Annotated in this window: 8 protein-coding genes; 5 read left to right on the top strand and 3 right to left on the bottom strand. The window is 67.9% G+C overall.

The features are described from left to right. The first annotated feature begins 129 nt into the window (after positions 1-129). The 5 genes from CSC71_RS13225 to CSC71_RS13205 all read left to right on the top strand — a co-directional run bounded on the left by CSC71_RS13225 (position 130) and on the right by CSC71_RS13205 (position 13,609). Positions 130-4,899: a BapA/Bap/LapF family large adhesin gene (locus CSC71_RS13225; protein WP_162374848.1), complete on the top strand. Its 4,770-nt coding sequence runs from the start codon at positions 130-132 to the stop codon at positions 4,897-4,899. A gap of 127 nt (positions 4,900-5,026) precedes the next feature. Continuing rightward, positions 5,027-6,517: a TolC family protein gene (locus CSC71_RS13220; RefSeq protein ID WP_162374847.1), complete on the top strand. Its 1,491-nt coding sequence runs from the start codon at positions 5,027-5,029 to the stop codon at positions 6,515-6,517. 17 nt (positions 6,518-6,534) lie between these two features. Further along, positions 6,535-8,697, top strand: coding sequence for a type I secretion system permease/ATPase (locus tag CSC71_RS13215; protein WP_246192219.1), 2,163 nt, complete (start codon positions 6,535-6,537; stop codon positions 8,695-8,697). Next, positions 8,694-9,890 (top strand): HlyD family type I secretion periplasmic adaptor subunit, encoded by a 1,197-nt coding sequence (locus CSC71_RS13210; RefSeq protein ID WP_162374845.1) that lies wholly within the window; start codon positions 8,694-8,696, stop codon positions 9,888-9,890. The genes CSC71_RS13215 and CSC71_RS13210 overlap by 4 nt, the downstream gene beginning before the upstream one ends. A gap of 5 nt (positions 9,891-9,895) precedes the next feature. Further along, positions 9,896-13,609 (top strand): Mur ligase family protein, encoded by a 3,714-nt coding sequence (locus CSC71_RS13205; RefSeq protein WP_162374844.1) that lies wholly within the window; start codon positions 9,896-9,898, stop codon positions 13,607-13,609. A gap of 192 nt (positions 13,610-13,801) precedes the next feature. On the opposite strand, the gene CSC71_RS13200 is transcribed toward CSC71_RS13205, so the two are convergent. The 3 genes from CSC71_RS13200 to CSC71_RS13190 all read right to left on the bottom strand — a co-directional run bounded on the left by CSC71_RS13200 (position 13,802) and on the right by CSC71_RS13190 (position 18,601). Continuing rightward, positions 13,802-14,155 carry a hypothetical protein gene (locus CSC71_RS13200; protein WP_162374843.1) on the bottom strand — a complete coding sequence of 118 codons (354 nt, stop codon included), beginning with the start codon at positions 14,153-14,155 and terminating at the stop codon, positions 13,802-13,804. Positions 14,156-14,338: 183 nt separating this feature from the next. Beyond that, positions 14,339-17,503, bottom strand: coding sequence for a multidrug efflux RND transporter permease subunit (locus tag CSC71_RS13195; RefSeq protein ID WP_162374842.1), 3,165 nt, complete (start codon positions 17,501-17,503; stop codon positions 14,339-14,341). 12 nt (positions 17,504-17,515) lie between these two features. Next, positions 17,516-18,601 carry an efflux RND transporter periplasmic adaptor subunit gene (locus CSC71_RS13190; protein WP_425501955.1) on the bottom strand — a complete coding sequence of 362 codons (1,086 nt, stop codon included), beginning with the start codon at positions 18,599-18,601 and terminating at the stop codon, positions 17,516-17,518. Positions 18,602-18,817: the final 216 nt, after the last annotated feature.

Here is an 18,817-nt window from a genome sequence, read left to right as displayed (position 1 = left end):
TTAAACGCCGACAGCAGGGCAAGGTAGTCCAGAGGGGCGGCGGAAAGGACTCCATGCGTTTGGTCGATCGACCAGGGGATTGGGCGCTTTCGTTGCCTCGCCGAGTCAACAAACTCCTAGGGGGGAGTTATGGGCAAGAGCACGACGGTTGTCGCCAAGGCAGGTGGCCAGGCCAGGGAATTGTCGTTCGACGAAAGCGGAATCATCACACTGGACGCCGTTTCGGTCGTCACGCTTCCACTGGATCGCGACCGGGTCAAATCCGCGGAACGCGATGGGTTGAACCTCATACTTGTTCTCGATAACGGTCAAAGGATCGTTGTCGAGAATTTTTTTGTGGCCGACGAAAATGGTGGCCACAGTGACCTGGTCCTGGAGGACGACAGCGGCGCACTGTGGTGGCTCAAGGCGGATCCCGGGACCGGGGCTTTCATGTTCACCGATGCGCAGGCGCTCGAAGCGGCGCCGATGTTGGTGGACACCGAAGGCGCGATGAAGATCACCGCGGGTGTGCTTGTCGGGGCCGCCATATTGGCCAACATGGACGACAAGGGCTACTCGCCTGGTGGCGGTTCCCTGCCGCCCCCACCACCACCGCCCGATACCACGGCGCCCACGCCGCCGACCGCGGTCATCAGCGATGACGGCACGACGGTCACAGGCACGGCAGAACCCGGATCGACCGTCACGGTTTACGGCGAAGACGGCGGAGAACTGGGCAGTACGACGGCCGGCACGGACGGCGGTTACACGATCGTCCTGGACGAACCGCAGACCAATGGCGAGGACCTGGCGGTTACCGCAACGGACAGCGCGGGCAACGAGTCCGATCCGACGCAGGTCGAGGCGCCTGACCTGACGCCGCCCGACGCGCCAACCGCGGAAATCAGCGACGATGGTGCGACCATTGCGGGAACGGCAGAATCAGGCACGACCGTCACTGTCTACGATGAAGACGGCAACGAGCTGGGCAGCGCCACGGCCGACGAGAACGGCGATTACACGATTACGCTGGATACGCCTCTGACCAATGGCGAAGATCTGACGGTTACCGCGACGGACGGTGCGGGTAACGAATCCGATCCCACGCCGATCGAGGCGCCGGACCTGACGCCTCCGGATGCGCCATTGGCGGAGATAAGCCCGGACGGCGCCGTGGTTTTCGGCGATTCGGGTGCGGCCGAGCCGGGTTCAACGGTAACGGTCTATGGCCCGGATGGCACGACGGTATTGGGTACGGGAGTAGCCGCTGCTGATGGCAGCTATTCGGTCACCCTGGATGTGCCGCAAACCGATGGCGAAGATCTGACGATTACAGCAACCGATGGTGCGGGCAACGAATCGTCGCCGACTTCGATAGAAGCTCCGGTGATTGACGATACCGACGCGGACGCCGACGCAGATGCTGATGCCGACGCCGACGCGGACGCCGATGCGGACGCAGACGCGGACGCGGACGCAGATGCCGACGCCGATGCGGACGCCGATGCGGACGCCGATGCCGACGCCGATGCGGACGCCGATGCCGACGCCGATGCGGACGCCGATGCGGACGCCGATGCCGACGCCGATGCCGACGCCGATGCCGATGCCGATGCCGACGCAGATGCCGACGCCGACGCGGATGCCGACGCCGATGCCGATGCCGACGCCGACGCCGATGCCGATGCCGATGCCGACGCCGACGCCGACGCCGACGCCGACGCCGACGCCGATGCCGACGCCGACGCCGACGCCGACGCCGACGCCGATGCCGACGCCGATGCGGACGCCGATGCGGACGCCGATGCGGACGCCGATGCGGACGCCGATGCGGACGCCGATGCCGACGCCGATGCCGACGCCGATGCCGACGCCGATGCGGACGCCGATGCCGACGCAGATGCCGACGCAGATGCGGACGCAGATGCCGACGCGGATGCCGACGCGGATGCCGACGCGGATGCCGACGCAGATGCTGACGCCGACGCTGACGCTGACGCCGATGCGGACGCGGACGCGGACGCCGATGCCGACGCGGACGCGGATGCGGATGCCGATGCCGATGCCGATGCCGATGCCGATGCCGACGCCGACGCCGACGCCGACGCCGACGCGGATGCGGATGCGGATGCGGATGCCGATGCGGATGCCGATGCGGATGCCGATGCCGATGCCGATGCCGACGCTGATGCTGATGCTGATGCTGATGCTGATGCTGATGCTGATGCTGATGCGGATGTCACGCCTCCCGATGCGCCGGTGGCCGCCATAAGTCCGGACGGCACTACCGTGACCGGCACGGCCGAGCCGGGTTCGACGGTGACGGTCTATGGCCCGGATGGCACGACGGTGCTGGGTACCGGCACGGCCGATTCCGGAGGCAATTACTCGATAACGCTGTCGGAACCGCAGATCGACAGCGAAGCGTTGACGGTGACCGCGACCGACGCGGCGGGCAATGAGTCCCTGCCGACGCCGGTGACGGCACCGGACCTGACCGCGCCCGATGCGCCAATCGCCACGCTAGAGAACGACACGGGCACGGCGGGCGACGGCATCACCAGCGATGGCACGGTGACGGTTGGCGGCCTGGAGGCAGGTGCGACGTGGGAATACAGCACCGATGGCGGCGCGAACTGGAACACGGGTAGCGGCAACAGTTTCGACCTGCCCGAAGGCGTGTATGCCGATGGTGAAGTGTTGGTGCGTCAGACCGATGCGGCCGGCAACACCGGACCGAATGGATCGCTCGGACCGGTGGAAGTGGATGGCACTGCGCCGGCATTGACTGCGACGTTCAGCGAAAGCCCGGATCCGGACACGGTGACGGTGAGCGGTACGGCAGAACCCGGCTCGACGGTCACGCTGGCCGATGCCGACGGCAACGTGCTGGCTGGTCCGGTCGTGGTGGCCGTGGATGGTACCTATGCGTTCACGGTCGGCAATGCGGAGGTGACCGAAGGCGAAACGCTGACGGTGACCGCAACGGACGCCGCTGGCAATGCGGCGACAGCCGATGTCGTGGTGGAGCTGTCGCCGCTGGAGGCGTTCGACAACCTGTCAACCGCCGAGGTGAATATCGTTCCGACATCCGGAGCCGTCGATCACGGCAGTGCGAGCACTGCGGTCGGCTTGGGCGTTTCGGTGCTGGACCTGGACCTGCAGGCGACCGTGCTGGGCGTCAATACCGTTGAATTCGACGTTGCGGCAGGACACTCGCAGGATCTCACCTTTGTTTTTGATTCCCTGCTGGGCGTCGATTTGCTGGGCGATTACCGGATCGTCATCCAGAAATGGGACGAGGACACGGGGCGCTGGACCACCATCGACGGATTGTCGGAGGGGGCGACGATCCTGGATATCGGTTTGCTGGATGCCGATACCTACGGCGTCGAGCAGTCGTTGGGCTCGGGCCAGTATCGTGCCTTCGTGACCTACGAGGGCGTAGGCCTGTCGGTGCTGAACAGCCTGGCCGTGGCGGGTACCGACCTCGACTACACCGACGTCGCCGGCTACGAAGCCATCGAGGTTTCGGGCAATGTCATCGTCGATGCCAATGCCGGTGGCGAGACGGATACCGTCACCGGGACGACGGTCGTGCAGAGCGTCAACGGCGTGACCGTGGCCGGGGCGGACACGCCGATCCCGGGAACCTACGGCACTTTGACGATCGGTCCGGATGGATCCTATACCTACACGCCGAATGCGGATGCCGCAGGAATCGGCCAGGTCGAGCAGTTCGAGTACACGCTGTTCGATCCGGCGACCGGAAACACCGCAACCGCGACGTTGTACGTCCATATCGACAGCGGCAGCGTGGACATGACGTGGAACGACGGCGATCCCGCCCAGCCGGCGACGCTGGAGTTCGGCGCATCGGGCGACGTCGATACCGCGAGCGTGGTGTTCGCCAACGTGGTCGACAACGAGTTCTTCAACGCCAACCAGGACCTGGTATCCCTGCTTGGGGCTGCGGTGACCTACACCAGCGACACGTTCACCATCGGCGCCAATGACGCCGTATCCGGCAGCGTGGTGGTGTCGTCGCTGTTGACGCTGGGCATTGGCGCCACCAACGTCAATCTGTCCCTGCAAGTACAGGATGGCGGGGGCAATTGGGTGGATGTGGCCACCGATCCATTCTCCGGAGTGATTTCCGTACTGGGCGAGCTGGCTTCGCTGGACCTGTCCACGCTGGGTTTGGACGCCGGCACCTATCGGGTGCAGGTGACGCTGGATCCCCCGCTGACCGGAGCGATGACGGTCGGAATCGTGACCAACGTGGATGTGGTCCACCTGGACCAGTATGTGGTCGACAGCGCCACCGGTGCCGACGGCAACCTGCTGGCCAACGATCTGCCGGGTTCCGAGTTCACCACGATCCGGGTGTTCGACAGCGTGCTTGGCGATTATGTCGACATTACCGGCAGCGGCCCGGTGACGGTGCAGGGTACCCACGGCGTGTTGAGCGTCGATGCCGACGGCAACTACACCTACACGCCGTTCGACCCGCAGCCGCACTTCGTCGATCCGGAAGCGGATACGTTCGACTACCAGCTGGTTCACCCGACCGGCGTGGTGGCAACGGGCCAGCTGGTGGTGACGGTGGATCCCTCCGGTGCGGGCGTGCCGGATGTGGTCATCGACATGGAGTCGATGCTGCTGATGGAGGACGCCACGATGGATGCCGACGATGCGTCGTCGCCAGACGACGAACCGAGGTTGTCGGAACTGCTGGCCAGCGACGATACGACCCAGACGTTGTACGTGCGCGGCGAGGGCGACGAAATCCTGGCGCTGGATGGCGGCGACGCCGGAGGCGTCCTGCCCGGGGGCAGCGTCGAATATGCCGCTTTGTCGGCCTACGAGGACGAAATCACGCAGCTGCTTCTGCAACAGGGTACTGACCACGCATGATCCTCGCCCGACGCGGCTCGAGACGCCGGCTGCGCAAGCAGCCGGTCATGGCCGGACGAGGGATGGCATCGGCTCACGGAACGGCGGGCAGAGCCGTTCCGTGAGTGGCAGTGGGCTGGGGGGCGTTTTGGCGAACCTGAGATCGGCAGTACCGTGGATTTTCCTGCCGCTGGTGCTGTTGACCGCGCAAGACATGCACGCGCAGGAAGTCGTCGGTGCGCAGGCGCGTGGCGATGGGATCGTCGCGCACAGCGCATTGGGCGCCTTTACGGAGGATCCGGGCGATGCCGCCCGCGGGATCGGTGTCGATGCGTTGGTGCGTGAAGCCGCGGCTTCGGCTTCGTCGCGGCCGCCCGGCTATGTTGCGTCGACGCCCAGCGGCGCCGAACTCGACTGGAACGAGGCGGTCGGCATCGCCGTGAATCGCTATCCCACCGTGGCCGCGGCGCTGGCGACGCTGGGGCAGCAGGGCGAAATGGTCGATGTGGCCAGGGCCGGGTACAAGCCCAGGGTGCAGGCCGGAGTGACGTCGGGCGGCCAGGGGGAATACGGGAATGGGCAGGTCGCCACCCTTGGGCTGTCGCAGATGCTCTACGACTTCGGCAAGACCAGCAGTGCGGTGGCGCGCGAACGGGCCGGCGTGCGCCGCGAACAGGCGGCGGTGCTGCAGGCGATCGACGACGTGGTGGACAAGACCGCGCAGGCGCTGATAGAGGTGCATCGCTACCAGGCTCTGCAGCGGACTTCGCAGGCCCTGATCGATGCCTTGCGCAAGGTGCGCGAGATTACCGAGATGCGTGCCGAGGCCGGCGCGGCCACGCGCAGCGATCCGATCCAGGCGCGTGCAAGGATGGAGGCGGCGCAGGCGCGCGCGCTGGAGGTCGATGCGCAGCTGCGGCAATGGCGCAGCCGGCTGCAGACCTACGTGGGGCCGGCGGCGGCGCGGGCGGTCGCGGATGCGCCGGCCGGCATGTCGGACGCCGCACAGGAGGCGGGCGAACGGGATCTGTGGCGCGTGCCCGCGGTCCTGGTGGCCGCCGCCGAGCGGGACCAGGCCGAAGCCGAACTGGACAATGCGCGGGCGCAACGCTATCCCACCGTTTCGCTGGAAGCGACCGCGAACCAGCGCATGGGCCGGGCCGGCAACCGCTATGAGCAGATCTACGGCAAGAGCAGCTACGGCGCGGCCTTCATCTCGGTCGGTGGCGCGTTGTACCAGGGTGGCGCGGCGGCAGCGCGCAGCCGCGCCAGCGCCGGTGCGCTGGCGGCGGCCGAAGCCAGGCTCGACGCCGAGCGGCTCGCCGCATCCGACAACCTGCGTTTCCATCGCGAGAGGATGGATGGCCTGAACGGGCGTATCGTCGTGCTCGAACAGCGCCTGCAAAGCATCGCCGAGACGCGCGAACTGTATTGGGACCAGTACCTGTCGCTGGGCACCCGGAACGTACTGGACCTGCTGAACGCGGAACAGGAGATCGGCCAGGCGCAGGAAGACTTGGCCAATGCGCGGCATGACCTGTGGAACGCGCAATTGGGCTACCTTGTAGCGGCAGGCCGGGCGCGGGCTGCATTTGGCCTGGACAACTCGCGGGTGCAGGGCATGGAGATACTCCCATGACGGTCGAGGGGGCAAGCTTGGACGGGTGGGGCTACGAACCGTGGCTGGAAGCGCTGATCGGGGTCGCGCGCCATTACCGCATCGATGGCTCGCAGGAACGGGTGCGCGTGGAGGCCGACTGGCGCATGCGCGACACGGCGCCGGACGATGTCGTCGAGTTCATGGCGCGGCAGCTCGGCCTGGTCGCGGTGTTCGACCGTTTCGTGCCGGGCATGCTCGACCCATGGCGGCTTCCGCTGGTCGCCGATTTCGGCGACGGCCAGGTCGGCGTGATCGAGCAGGTCGACGCCGACGGCAACGTGGGCGTTCGCCTCAGTGGCGACCAGGGCCTGCAGACGACGCTGGGCCGCGACGAGCTGGCGCGGCGCGCGCGCCGGGTGCTGCTGGTCAAGCCGCAATCCTCCGTGCCGGATGCGCGCGTCGACGAATACATCAGGCCGTACCGGTCGAACTGGCTGCTGCAGGACGCCTTGCGCGAATGGCCGCGTTACCTCGACGTGATCCTGGCCTCGCTGGTCGCCAACGTGCTCAGCCTGGGCTCCATGCTGTTCACCATGCAGGTCTACGATCGGGTGATCCCGGCGCAGTCGCAGCCGACGTTGTGGGTGCTTTTCGGCGGCCTGCTGATCGCATTGACCTTCGCTTTCGCGATGCGGGTGATGCGCGCGCATATTTCCGACCTGGTCGGCAGGCGTGCCGACCTCCGCATCTCCGACCGCGTCTTCGGCCATGCGCTGCGCATCCGCAACGATGCCCGCCCGAGTTCCACCGGCAGTTTCATTGCCCAGCTGCGCGAGCTGGAGCAGATCCGCGAGCTGGTCACCTCGACCACGATCGGCGTGCTGGCCGACTTGCCGTTCTTCGTGCTGTTCCTGGCGGTGATGTGGCTGGTCGGCGGCTATCTGGTGCTGGTGCCGCTGGCGGCGCTGCCGCTGTTGCTGGTGCCCAGCCTGATCGCCCAGCGGCCGCTGGCCAAGCTGTCGCGCGAAGGCATGCGCGAGGCGTCGCTGCGCAACGCGATCCTCGTGGAAGCGGTGCAGAACCTCGACGACATCAAGCTGCTGCGCGCCGAGCCGCGCTTCCAGAACCAGTGGAACCACATCAACGAGGGTTCTGCGGCGATCGGGGTGAAGCAACGCGCGTTGACCGGGCTGCTGACCGGCTGGACCCAGGAAGTGCAGTCGCTGGCCTATGCCGGCGTGGTGCTGGTCGGTGCGTACCCGGCGATGAACGGCGAAATCTCGGTCGGCGTGGTCGTCGGTTGCTCGATGCTGGCTTCGCGGATGATGGCGCCGCTGGCGCAGGTGACCGGGGTGATGTTGCGCTGGCAACAGGCCAAGGTCGCGCGCGAAGGGCTCGACCAGTTGATGCAGCGCCCGGTGGACCAGCCCGAACGCGGCCTGCGCGTGCATCGGCCGGTGGTGCGCGGCGAGTACGCGCTGTCCGGCGTGCGGTTCCGCTACGGCGGGGACGGGGCGCGCAACATCCTCGACATCCGGGGGCTGGAAATCTCGCCCGGCGAGAAGGTCGCGCTGCTGGGGCGCAACGGCGCCGGCAAGTCGACATTGCTGCAGCTGCTGGCGGGCATGCAGATGCCGCAGGAAGGGCAGGTGGCGCTCGACGGCGTGAAGACATCGGTGCTGGACCCGATGGACCTGCGCCGCGACGTGGCCCTGCTCAACCAGAACGCCAGCCTGTTTTTCGGCACGCTGCGCGACAACCTGACCATGGGCATGCCGCATGCCGGCGACGACGACTTGCTGCGGGCGCTGCAACTGAGCGGCGCGATGGCGGTCGTGCGTTCGTTGCCGGAAGGGCTCGACTACCTGGTCCAGGAAGGCGGACGCGGCCTGTCCGGCGGACAGCGCCAGCAACTGCTGCTGGCGCGCACCCTGTTGCGCGAGCCCGGCGTGTTGCTGCTCGACGAGCCGACCGCTTGGCTGGACGACGCCAGCGAACGCCAGTTCATCGACAATCTGGCTGCATGGCTGTCCGCGCGCACCCTGGTGGTGGCCACGCACCGGCCGGCGGTGTTGAAGTGCGTCGACCGGGTGGTGGTGCTGGATGGCGGGCGCGTGGTCCGCGATGGCCCGAAGGGCGAGGTACTGGCCCGGCCGCTGGAGGCGACCGAAGGGCGCGTGGCCAAGCCGGCGGCGCGGCAGAAAGGAGGCAACGCATGAGCCCGGATGCGGGTGCGCGCAAGGCAGGCGGACGCGCGGGCGATGCGCTGTGGCAGGATGCCGTGCCGCGCGCGTCGAAAGTGGTTTGGGTCGCGGCATTCGGCCTGTTGCTGCTGGCGGTCTGGGCCAGCGTTTTCGAGCTGGACGAGGTGACCACCGGCACCGGCAAGGTGGTGCCGACTTCGCGCGAGCAGGTGGTCCAGTCGCTGGAAGGCGGCATCGTCGCGCAGCTGGCCGTGCGCGAGGGCGACGTGGTGCAGGCGGGGCAGGTGCTGGCGAAACTCGATCCGACCCGGGTTGAGGCCACGGTGGAGGAAAGCGCCTCGCAGATGCGGGCGGCGCTGGCCACGTCGGCGCGCTTGCGGGCCGAGGTCGACGGCACGCCGCTGCGGTTCCCCGAGGAGGTGTCGAAGGACCCGGAGCTGGTGCGTTCGGAAACCGAACTGTACCGTTCGCGCCGCCGGAGCCTGGAGGAGAGCGTCGCAGGCCTCGGCCGCGCCCTCGCGTTGGTCAACCAGGAACTTCGGCTGACCGAGCCGTTGGCGGCCAAGGGAGCGGCCAGCGACGTCGAGCTGCTGCGCTTGCGCCGGCAGGCCACCGAGCTGCAGAACAAGATCACCGACCAGCGCACGCAATACTTGGTGGCCGCGCGCGAGGAACTGGCCAAGGCCAACGCCAGGGTCGAAGAGCAGCAATCGGTCACCCGCGGCCGCAGCGATGCGCTGTCGCGCACCACCATCGTTTCGCCGGTCAGGGGGGTGGTGAAGAACGTCGAAGTGACCACGGTGGGAGGCGTGGTGCCGCCGAACGGCAAGCTGATGGAAATCGTGCCGCTGGACGACCGCCTGCTGGTCGAAGCGCGCATCGCGCCGCGCGACGTTGCCTTCCTGCACCCTGGGCAGCGCGCGGTGGTCAAGGTCACCGCATACGACTACCACATCTACGGCGGGCTGGAAGGCAAGGTGGCGATGATCTCGCCCGATACCATCCAGGACGAGGTCAAGCGCGATGTCTACTACTATCGCGTCTATATCCGCACCGACAGCGACCACCTGACCAACAAGGCGGGGAAGCGCTTCGGCATCTTTCCCGGCATGATCGCCGACGTCGACATCCACACCGGCAGCAAGACGATCATGAGTTACCTGATCAAGCCGCTGAACCGCGCACGGGAGGCGCTGCGGGAACGTTGACGCCGATGCACCGGCCGACCACTCCCCACGAGGTACGGCAGCCCGCGGCCGGCTGGCGCGGATCGCTGGCCGACCCGGCGCGCGCGGCGCTGCACGCGGCGTGGCGCGAGTGCATCGCGGCCGGAAGCGCGGATGCCTCCGCCTGCACCCTGTTCTTCGCCGCGAGTTGCGGCACGGAGCGCGCGCACGTGTCGGTCGGGCGGGGCCGCGATTTCGATGCGGCGTGGGATGCCGGCATTGCGGCCCTCGAACGCCTGTGGCGGCGCAAGGGCAGGACGCCGGTCTGGCTGCGCGTCGAGCTGGCGCACAATCTGCGCGAGACCACCTGGGAGCGGCTGCGCAAGCAGTTCGCCGCGACCAAGCGCAATTACTGGCGGTACGGCATTGCGTTCGACGCCGGGCTGGCGCAGGCGCTGCTGCCGATGGAATGCGCCGGCAACGCGCTGCTGTACGACGGGCGTTTCCCGGTCGCGACCCCGAACGACGCCAACCTGAAGGTCTACGCACAGCGGCGTTTCGGTCGTGAACTGCGCTGGCCCGGCGAACCGGCGCAGCCGATGTGGCTGTTCGATACGCGCGCGGTGTTCAGCGACGGGAAGGCGATGCATGCGATCGAGCACGAAGGCCGCCATCACGGTTACCGGCACATCGACGACTGGGGGACCGGACGCATCCGTGAAATCGTCCATCGCGGCACCGGCTATCTCGCGCGCCAGGTCAAACCCGACGGCGAATACCACTACGGCTGGTTTCCCTGCTTCGACAGATCCATTCCCACCTACAACGCGCTGCGCCATGCCAGTTCCACCTACGCCCTGCTCGAAGGCTGGGAGCTGACCGGCGATCCGGCGCACAAGGCGGCGATCGACGCGGCGCTGGATTACCTGTGCGGCACGCTGATCCGCGAAGCGATGTTGCCGGACGGCACGCGCGCCGCGTTCCTGGTCGACACCGGCGACGAGATCAAGCTGGGCGGCAACGCCGTGTGCCTGCTTGCACTGACCAAGCATGCCGAACTCAGCGGCGACCACCGACATCTGCCGCTGCTGGAAAAACTGGCGCTGGGCATCCTGCACATGCAGGACCCGCAGAGCGGGCGCTTCGTGCACGTGCTCGACTGGCCCGATCTGGGCGTCAAGCAGCACAACCGCACCATCTATTACGACGGCGAGGCGGCGTTCGGCCTGATGCGCCTGTATGGCCTGACCGGCGATCCACGCTGGCTGGCCGTGGTCGAGAAGGCGTTCGGACACTTCATCGCCGCCGAGCATTGGCGTGCGCACGACCATTGGCTCGGCTACTGCGTCAATGAACTGACCCTGCATCGCCCGGACGATCGCTACTACCGCTTCGGCCTGGACAACGTGCGTGGGTACCTGGATTTCGTGCTCGAGCGCATCACCACCTTCCCGACGCTGCTGGAGATGATGATGGCGGCGCGGAGGATGATCGACCGGATCCAGGCCGATCCCGCGTACGCGCACCTGCTCGACGGTTTCGATCTGGACAAGTTCCAGCGCGCGCTGGAGTTCCGTGCCCGTTATCTCCTGGCCGGCTTTTTCTGGCCGGAACTGGCGATGTTCTTCCGCAATCCGGCGCGGGTCGCCGATGGCTTTTTCATCAAGCACCACGGCTACCGCGTGCGCATCGACGACGTGGAGCATTACCTGTCCGGCTTGATTGCGTACTGGAAATACCTGGATGAAACCGGCGCCGAGCCGATGCGGAACGCGATATCGCCCCACTCGGCAGATACGGCACAACCACCGGAGCCGGTACTGCCGGCCGACCTGCAGGGGCAGGAAAACGGCAAGCTCGATCGTTCCCTGCTGCGCCCGGTGTTCGGGGGGCGCCTGCACTGGCGCGCAGCGCAGGCGTGGGAGGCGATGCGCGCGGCGGCGCAGGCCGATGGCGTGCTGCTGGAGCCGAAGCACTGCATCGATACCTACCGGCCGCTGCCGGTGCAGGTGCGGCTGTTCGAGCGCCGGTATGCCGGGACGGCGACCGGTCGTTCCCCGGCGGTGGAATGGAATGGCCAGCGTTGGTGGCTGAAGCACGGCGCCATGCCGGCTTCGGTGCCGGGGACATCGATGCATGGCTGGGGCCTGGCGGTCGACGTGGATAGGGCGCAGCAAGCGACGCGCATGGCCTGGCTGCGCGGCAACGCCCAGCGCTTCGGCTGGCGTTGGCTGGTGTCGGAGGAGCCCTGGCACTTGTGCTACTGCTCGGGCGATCGCCTGCCGGAGGCCGTCGCCATCCATGTGGGCGAAGAGCAACTATGGGCAAAGGCGGGCGTCGCGCGCGGTTGGGATGCGCAAGCGGTACTCGCTGCCACGGGGGGGACATGGTTGCGCCAGCCTGCGCAGGACTGGCGCGCCACGGGCCTGTGCTTCTGGAGCCCGTCGATGCGGGCGGGGCAGATGGTCGTGCTGCGCTTCGACGGCGATGCGCTTGGCCTGAATCCCGCCAGCCTGGCGCGCCTGCCGGCAGCGCCGTCCGCGGTCATCGTCGACGCGGACAGGGTGGATGACGTCGACGCAGGCATCCCGGTGCTGCGCGTGCGCGACCGCAAGCGGGCGGTGCTGGCGATGGGCGCCTTCGCGCGTACGCATATGCCCGGCAAGCTGGTCGGCGTGACCGGCAGCGCCGGCAAGACCACCACCGTGGCCATGCTTGCGGATGTACTGCATGCCTATGGCGCGACCAACCGCACCCGCCACAACGCCAACCTGCCCCCGGGCATCGCCTGGAACCTGGCCTCGATGGACTGGAGCGCGCCCTACACCGTGCTCGAGATGGCCATTGGGCGCATGGGCGAGAGTGCGCGCATGGCGCGCCCCGACGTGGCCCTGGTCACCAACGTCACTGCCGCCCACCTGAAATACCACGGCAGCGTCGACGAGGTCGCACGGCGCAAGGCGCGCATCTTCAGCGGCATGTTGCCCGGTGGCATTGCCGTGCTCAACCGCGACCTGCCGCAATGGCGGATCTTCGCCCGCGAGGCGGCCCGCTATGGCCTGCGCGTGATCCATTACGGCCGCGACGCCGAGGCGAGCGCGCGACTGATCGGCCTCGATGCCGGGCGCAACGAGGTGCATGCGGAAATCCTCGGCCACGAGCTGCGCTACCGTCTCGGCGCACCGGGTGAGCACATGGCGCTCAATAGCCTGGCCTGTCTGGCCGTGGTCGCCGGCTTGGGCCTGCCGATGGAACCGGCGTTGCCGCAGCTGTCGGCGTTCCGGCCGCTCGCCGGTCGCGGCGCGACCCATGAACTGGAACTCGAAGGTCGGCGCCTGCGGCTGATCGACGAAGCCTACAACGCCAATCCGGCGTCGATGGCCGCGGCGCTGCAGTTGGCCCGCGATGCGCAGCCCGCGACAGCCGGCGGCCGGCGCGTGCTGGTACTCGGGGACATGCGCGAACTGGAGCCGGAGAGCGAATCGTTGCATGCGGCGCTGGCGCCGGCGGTGCTGGCCGCCCATCCCGATCTGGTGCTGCTGTGCGGCGGGTACATGACGCACCTGGCGCGCGCACTGGAGGGGCAGGTGCCGCTGCACTGGTTCGCCGACGTGGAGGCATTGAAACAGGCCGCGCCGGGCTTCCTCGAAGATGGCGACCTGGTACTGGTCAAGAGTTCGGCGGGTACCCGCTTGAGCGAGCTGGTGGATTTGCTGCTGTCGAAAGCGGAGCCCAAGGCAGGTGAGGGCACGGATACTTAAGGGCCGGACCCGGGAGCGGAGGCGGGCCCGCCGCCGCGAGAGGCGGGATTGCGGGGATGAAGCAAGGGCTTTCGCGATGCGCGGCATGGATTCCCGTGCGATGCCGGCGACACGGCGTACCGGCAACGGCCTCGATTTCGGGACCCGTATTACCCGCCATCTTCGGCGGGAACACGGTCGGGCGCCATCGGGTCAGCCCGGCATGGGCAGGCATTCCATGATCTCTATCGCTTCGCCGGGGAAGATCGTGAAATGCGGGTGCTGCACGAACAGGTTCGCGGCCTCCGCGTGGGACGCTGCCCGGACCACCGCGTAGGCGACCAGATCGTTGCGGATGTCGGCGATTCCCCGGTCCGAAACCCGTTTGGTCCGGCCCAGCGGGCTACCGGTGTCGACGATGGCGGCGCGGTTGGTTTCAACCCACTTGCCCCAGGCCTCGATGCCGGCGCGTTCCCGTGCCTGCCGTTCCGCCTCGTTCAGCGAATCCCATCCGGCGCGTTCCCGCGATTCCGGGGTGCCGGTGTAGATGGCCAGGAAAGTCTTCATGCTCGATCCTCGGTTGGGCGCTGGCTGGCAGGACGCGGATGCGCCCCGTCCGACTTTGACGCATGGGCGGCACGGAAGCTACGGCCAATTCAGGCGCCGCGGCCAAGGCCAATCCGGGCGACGCGGCCGCAAAAGAAAACCCCGGCCATGGGGCCGGGGTTCGCATGGGCAATCCGTCGGCGATCATCCGCCCCGGCGCTGCTGCTCCAGGTATTCCTTCGACGGTTCGTCGAGTTTGTCGCCGAGCATGCGCCGCACCACGATGAAGAACACCGGGATGAACAGCAGGCCGAGGAAGGTGGCGAACAGCATGCCGCCGACCACGCCGGTGCCGATGGCGCGGCGCGCGTTGGCGCCGGCGCCGCTCGACAGCGCCATCGGCGTCACGCCCATGATGAACGCGAACGAGGTCATCAGGATCGGGCGGAAGCGCAGGCGCGCGGCTTCGATGACCGAGTCGCGCAGGGTCTTGCCGTGGCGCCGCTGCTCGACCGCGAACTCCACGATCAGGATCGCGTTCTTCGCTGCCAGGCCGATGATCGTGATCAGGCCGATCTTGAAGAAGATGTCGTTGGACAGGCCGCGGGTCATGGTCAGGGCGATCGCGCCCAGCGCGCCCAGCGGCACCACCAGCAGCACCGACACCGGGATCGACCAGCTCTCGTACAGCGCCGCCAGGCTCAGGAACACCACCACGATCGACAGCACCAGCAGCAGCGTGGCGGCGTTGCCGGCGAGGATTTCCTGGTACGACATGCCGCTCCAGTCGAAGCCGAAGCCGGGCGGCAGGTCCTCGGTGACGATCTTCTCCATCGCCTGCATGGCCTGGCCGGAACTGGTGCCGGGTGCGGCCGAGCCGTTGATGTTGACCGCCGAATAGCCGTTGTAGCGGGTCAGCGCCGGCGACATCGAAGTCCATTCCGACTTGACCACGCTGCTCAGCGGGATCATCGCCGGCTTGCCGTCGCCGTCGGTGGCGACCGAGCTGGGGGTGTAGAAGCGCGCCAGCGATTCGGGACCGCTGCGGTACGGCGCATCGGCGCGCAGGTTGACGCGCTTGACGCGGCCTCCCGAAAAGAAGTCGTTGACGTAGACCGGCGCCAGCATCAGCTGGATCGAGCTGTAGATGTCCGACAGCGACAGGCCCATCGCCTGCGCCTGCACGCGGTCGACCTGCAGGTTGAGCTGCGGCGCGTTCTCCAGCGTGTTCGGGCGCACCGCCATCAGGCTGGGGTTTTGCGCGGCCTTGCCCAGCAGGATGTTGCGCGCCTGCTCCAGCGCGGCGTGGCCGGCGCCGGTGCGGTCCTGCAGGTACATGTCGAAGCCGCCGAACTGGCCCAGGCCCTGCACGGTGGGCAGGTTGACCACGAAGATGCTGGCTTCCTTGATGCCGAACAGCGCGCCGTTCGCCTGCTGGATGAACTCGGACGCGGTGACCTTGCGCTCGTCCCACGGCTTGAGCCGGATGAAGGCCATGCCGACGTTCTCGCCCTGGCCGACGAAACTGAAGCCGGCCACTTCCATCATGCCGTCGAAGCCTTCCATGTGCTCCAGCGTGCCGCGCACCTGCTGGAACACCGACTGGGTGCGCTGCAGCGAGGCGCCGGGCGGCAGCTGCACGATCGCCAGCGCATAGCCCTGGTCCTCTTCCGGCAGGAAGCTGCCCGGCAGGCGCGCGAGCAGGAAGCCGCACAGCAGGGTCAGCACGGCGAACAGGATCATCCAGCGCGGCGCGTGCCGCACGGCGCTGCCGATGTGGCCGACGTAGGTGCGGGAAACGCGTTCGTAGGCCGCGTTGAAGAGGCGGAAGACCACGTTCTGGTGCGCCCGCTTCTCGCCGGGCGCGGCGTGCTGCTTGAGGAAGGTGCCGCACAGCGCCGGGGTGAAGCCCAGGGCGAGGAAGGCCGAGAACAGCATCGCCAGGGCGATGGTCAGCGCGAACTGCTTGTAGATCTCGCCCGACGCGCCGCCCTGCAGCGCACTGGGGATGAACACCGCCGCCAGCACCACGGTGATCGCGACCACCGCGCCGGTGATCTGGCCCATCGCCTTGATCGTGGCTTCGCGCGGCGGCAGGTGTTCTTCGGCCATGATGCGCTCGACGTTCTCGATCACCACGATGGCGTCGTCGACCACGATGCCGATCGCCAGCACCATCGCGAACATGGTCAGCTGGTTGACGGTGAAGCCGATCACGCTCATGCCGAGGAAGGTGCCGAGCAGCGCGACCGGGATGACCAGGGTCGGGATGATGGTGGCGCGCAGGTTCTGCAGGAATACCAGCATCACCAGGAACACCAGCACGATCGCCTCGAACAGGGTCTTGACCACTTCCTCGATCGCGATCTTGACGAAGGTGGTGCTGTCGTAGGGCGCGAACCACTCGACGCCGGCCGGGAAGCTGGGCTGCAGTTCGTCCATCTTCGCGCGCACCGCGCCGGCCACGTTCAGCGCGTTGGCGCCGGGTAGCAGCTGTACCGCGAAGCCGCCGACCGGCTTGCCGTTGAACTTGGTGTCGAAGCCGTAGCCGGCCGCGCCCAGCTGCACGCGCGCCACGTCCTTCAGCCGCACCGTGCTGCCGTCGCTGTTCGCGCGCAGGATGATGTTCTCGAACTGCTCCGGGGAACTGAAGCGGCCCTCGGCCGAGACCGTCGCGGTGAAGGCCTGGCCCGCCGGCGCCGGGTCGCTGCCCAGCGAGCCGGCGGCGAACTGCACGTTCTGCCCGCGCACGGCGGCCAGCACCTGGCTGGCCGACAGCCGGTAGCCCTGCAGCTTCTCCGGGTTCAGCCAGATGTTCATCGCGTATTCGGCGCCGAACTGGCGGGTGCTGCCGACGCCGGGCACGCGCGCGACCTGGTCGAGCACGCGCGAGGCGATGATGTCGTTCAGCTGGTTGCGGTCGACCGACGGGTTGTCCGAGCGCACGCCCACCACCATCAGGAAGCCGGTGTTGGCCTTGGCCACCACCACGCCCTGCTGGGTGACCTCGGTCGGCAGGCGCGGCGTGGCCAGCGCGACCTTGTTCTGCACCTGCACCTGGGCGATGTCGGGATCGGTGCCGGTCTGGAAGGTCAGGGTGATGTTGGCGCCGCCGTTGGAGCTGGAGCTGGAATTGAAGTAGAGCAGGTTGTCGATGCCGGTCAGCTGCTGCTCGATGACCTGGGTGACCGCGCGCTCGGTGGTTTCGGCGCTGGCGCCGGGATAGCTCGCCGACACCGTGACCTGCGGCGGCGCGATGTTGGGGTAGGACTCCACGCCGAGGTTGAGCAGGGCGATCACGCCCGCCAGCGAGATCAGGATCGCCACGACCCAGGCGAAGACCGGGTGGTTGATGAAGAACTTGGGCATCGGGGGATTCCCTTATTCGGCCTTGGCCGGGGCGGCGGCTTGCTGCGGCTTGGCGCCGTTGGCCGCGGCGGGTTGCCACGGCACGGCCTTGGCCGGGGTGCCTTCCTTGATCTTCTGCTGGCCGGAAACCACGACCTGGTCGTTGGCGGCCAGCCCGGACGTCACCATCCACTTCGCCGTGCCGGCGCTCTCGATGGCGACGTTCTTGCGCACGACCTTGCCGTCGGCGCCGACCACGTAGACGTAGGCGCCATTGGCGTCGCGCAGCACCGCGGCCTGCGGCAACAGGAACACGTCGGCGCGCTGGCCGAGGGTGGCCTTGATGGTGACGAAGCTGCCGGGCAGCAGGGTCTTGCCCGGGTTGGGCAGGCGCGCGCGCAGCGTGATCGCGCCGGTGTCGGGGTCGACCACGGTATCGGAGAAGTCGAGCAGGCCCGGTTCGGGGTACAGGCTGCCGTCGGCCAGCACCACATCGACCCGGGCCTTGCCCTGGCCGTCCAGCGACACGCCCTGGGCGTTGCGCAGCTGTTCCAGTTCGGAGGCGCCGATCGAGAAGTTGACGTACAGCGGGTCGATCTGGTCGATGGTGGTCAGCAGGGTCGCGTCGCCCTGGCCGACCAGCGCGCCCTCGGTGACCTGCTGTTTGCCGGCGCGGCCGGAAATCGGCGCGGTGACGTTGGCGTAACCCAGGTTGATGCGCGCGCTGGTCACGCCGGCCTTGGCCTGCTGCACCGCGGCGGCGGCGCTGCGTTCGGCGGCCTCGGCGTTGTCCAGGTCGGACTTCGACACGAACTTCTGCGGCGCCAGCTGGCGGGCGCGGTCGGCGGCGACCTTGGCGTTGGCATAGCTGGCCTGGGCCGCGGCCAGGTCGGCCTGCGCGGCGCTCAGCGCCGCCTGCAGCGGCGCCGGATCGATCCGGAACAGCGGCTGGCCCTGCCTGACCTCGCTGCCCTCGGTGTACAGGCGCTTCTGCAGGACGCCGGCGACGCGGGCGCGCACGTCGGAACTGCGGAACGGGGCCAGGCGGCCGACCAGATCGCGCTGCAGCGGCACGGTTTCCGCTTTCGCGGCGACCACGCCCACCTCGGGTGGCGGCATCTGCGGCGCCTGCTGCGGTTTGCAGGCGACCAGCGTCAGCAGCAGGGCGCTGCACAGGAAGGGGAGGCGGCGGATGCGGCTGGACCTGCCGGGTACCGTGGGGCGGGGACGGGGTGGAATATGCCTGTCCCTTATACACATATTACGCTGCCGACGAAGACGGGTGCAGTCGTGTACCGGGGGGGCCACTGCGTCACTAAACCACAAAAGGTGGAA

It is taken from the genome of Pseudoxanthomonas sangjuensis (genome assembly GCF_010211755.1).
Lineage (GTDB): Bacteria > Pseudomonadota > Gammaproteobacteria > Xanthomonadales > Xanthomonadaceae > Pseudoxanthomonas_A > Pseudoxanthomonas_A sangjuensis.
This window is presented reverse-complemented; position numbering and strand designations above follow the sequence as displayed.

Excerpts from the sequence above, each read along its gene's own strand:
- CSC71_RS13225 (WP_162374848.1), top strand. The coding sequence starts at position 130 with ATGGGCAAGAGCACGACGGTTGTCGCCAAGGCAGGTGGCCAGGCCAGG.
- CSC71_RS13205 (WP_162374844.1), top strand. The coding sequence starts at position 9,896 with ATGCACCGGCCGACCACTCCCCACGAGGTACGGCAGCCCGCGGCCGGC.
- CSC71_RS13190 (WP_425501955.1), bottom strand. The coding sequence starts at position 18,601 with ATGCCGCCACCCGAGGTGGGCGTGGTCGCCGCGAAAGCGGAAACCGTG.
- CSC71_RS13195 (WP_162374842.1), bottom strand. The coding sequence starts at position 17,503 with ATGCCCAAGTTCTTCATCAACCACCCGGTCTTCGCCTGGGTCGTGGCG.
- CSC71_RS13200 (WP_162374843.1), bottom strand. The coding sequence starts at position 14,155 with ATGAAGACTTTCCTGGCCATCTACACCGGCACCCCGGAATCGCGGGAA.
- CSC71_RS13210 (WP_162374845.1), top strand. The coding sequence starts at position 8,694 with ATGAGCCCGGATGCGGGTGCGCGCAAGGCAGGCGGACGCGCGGGCGAT.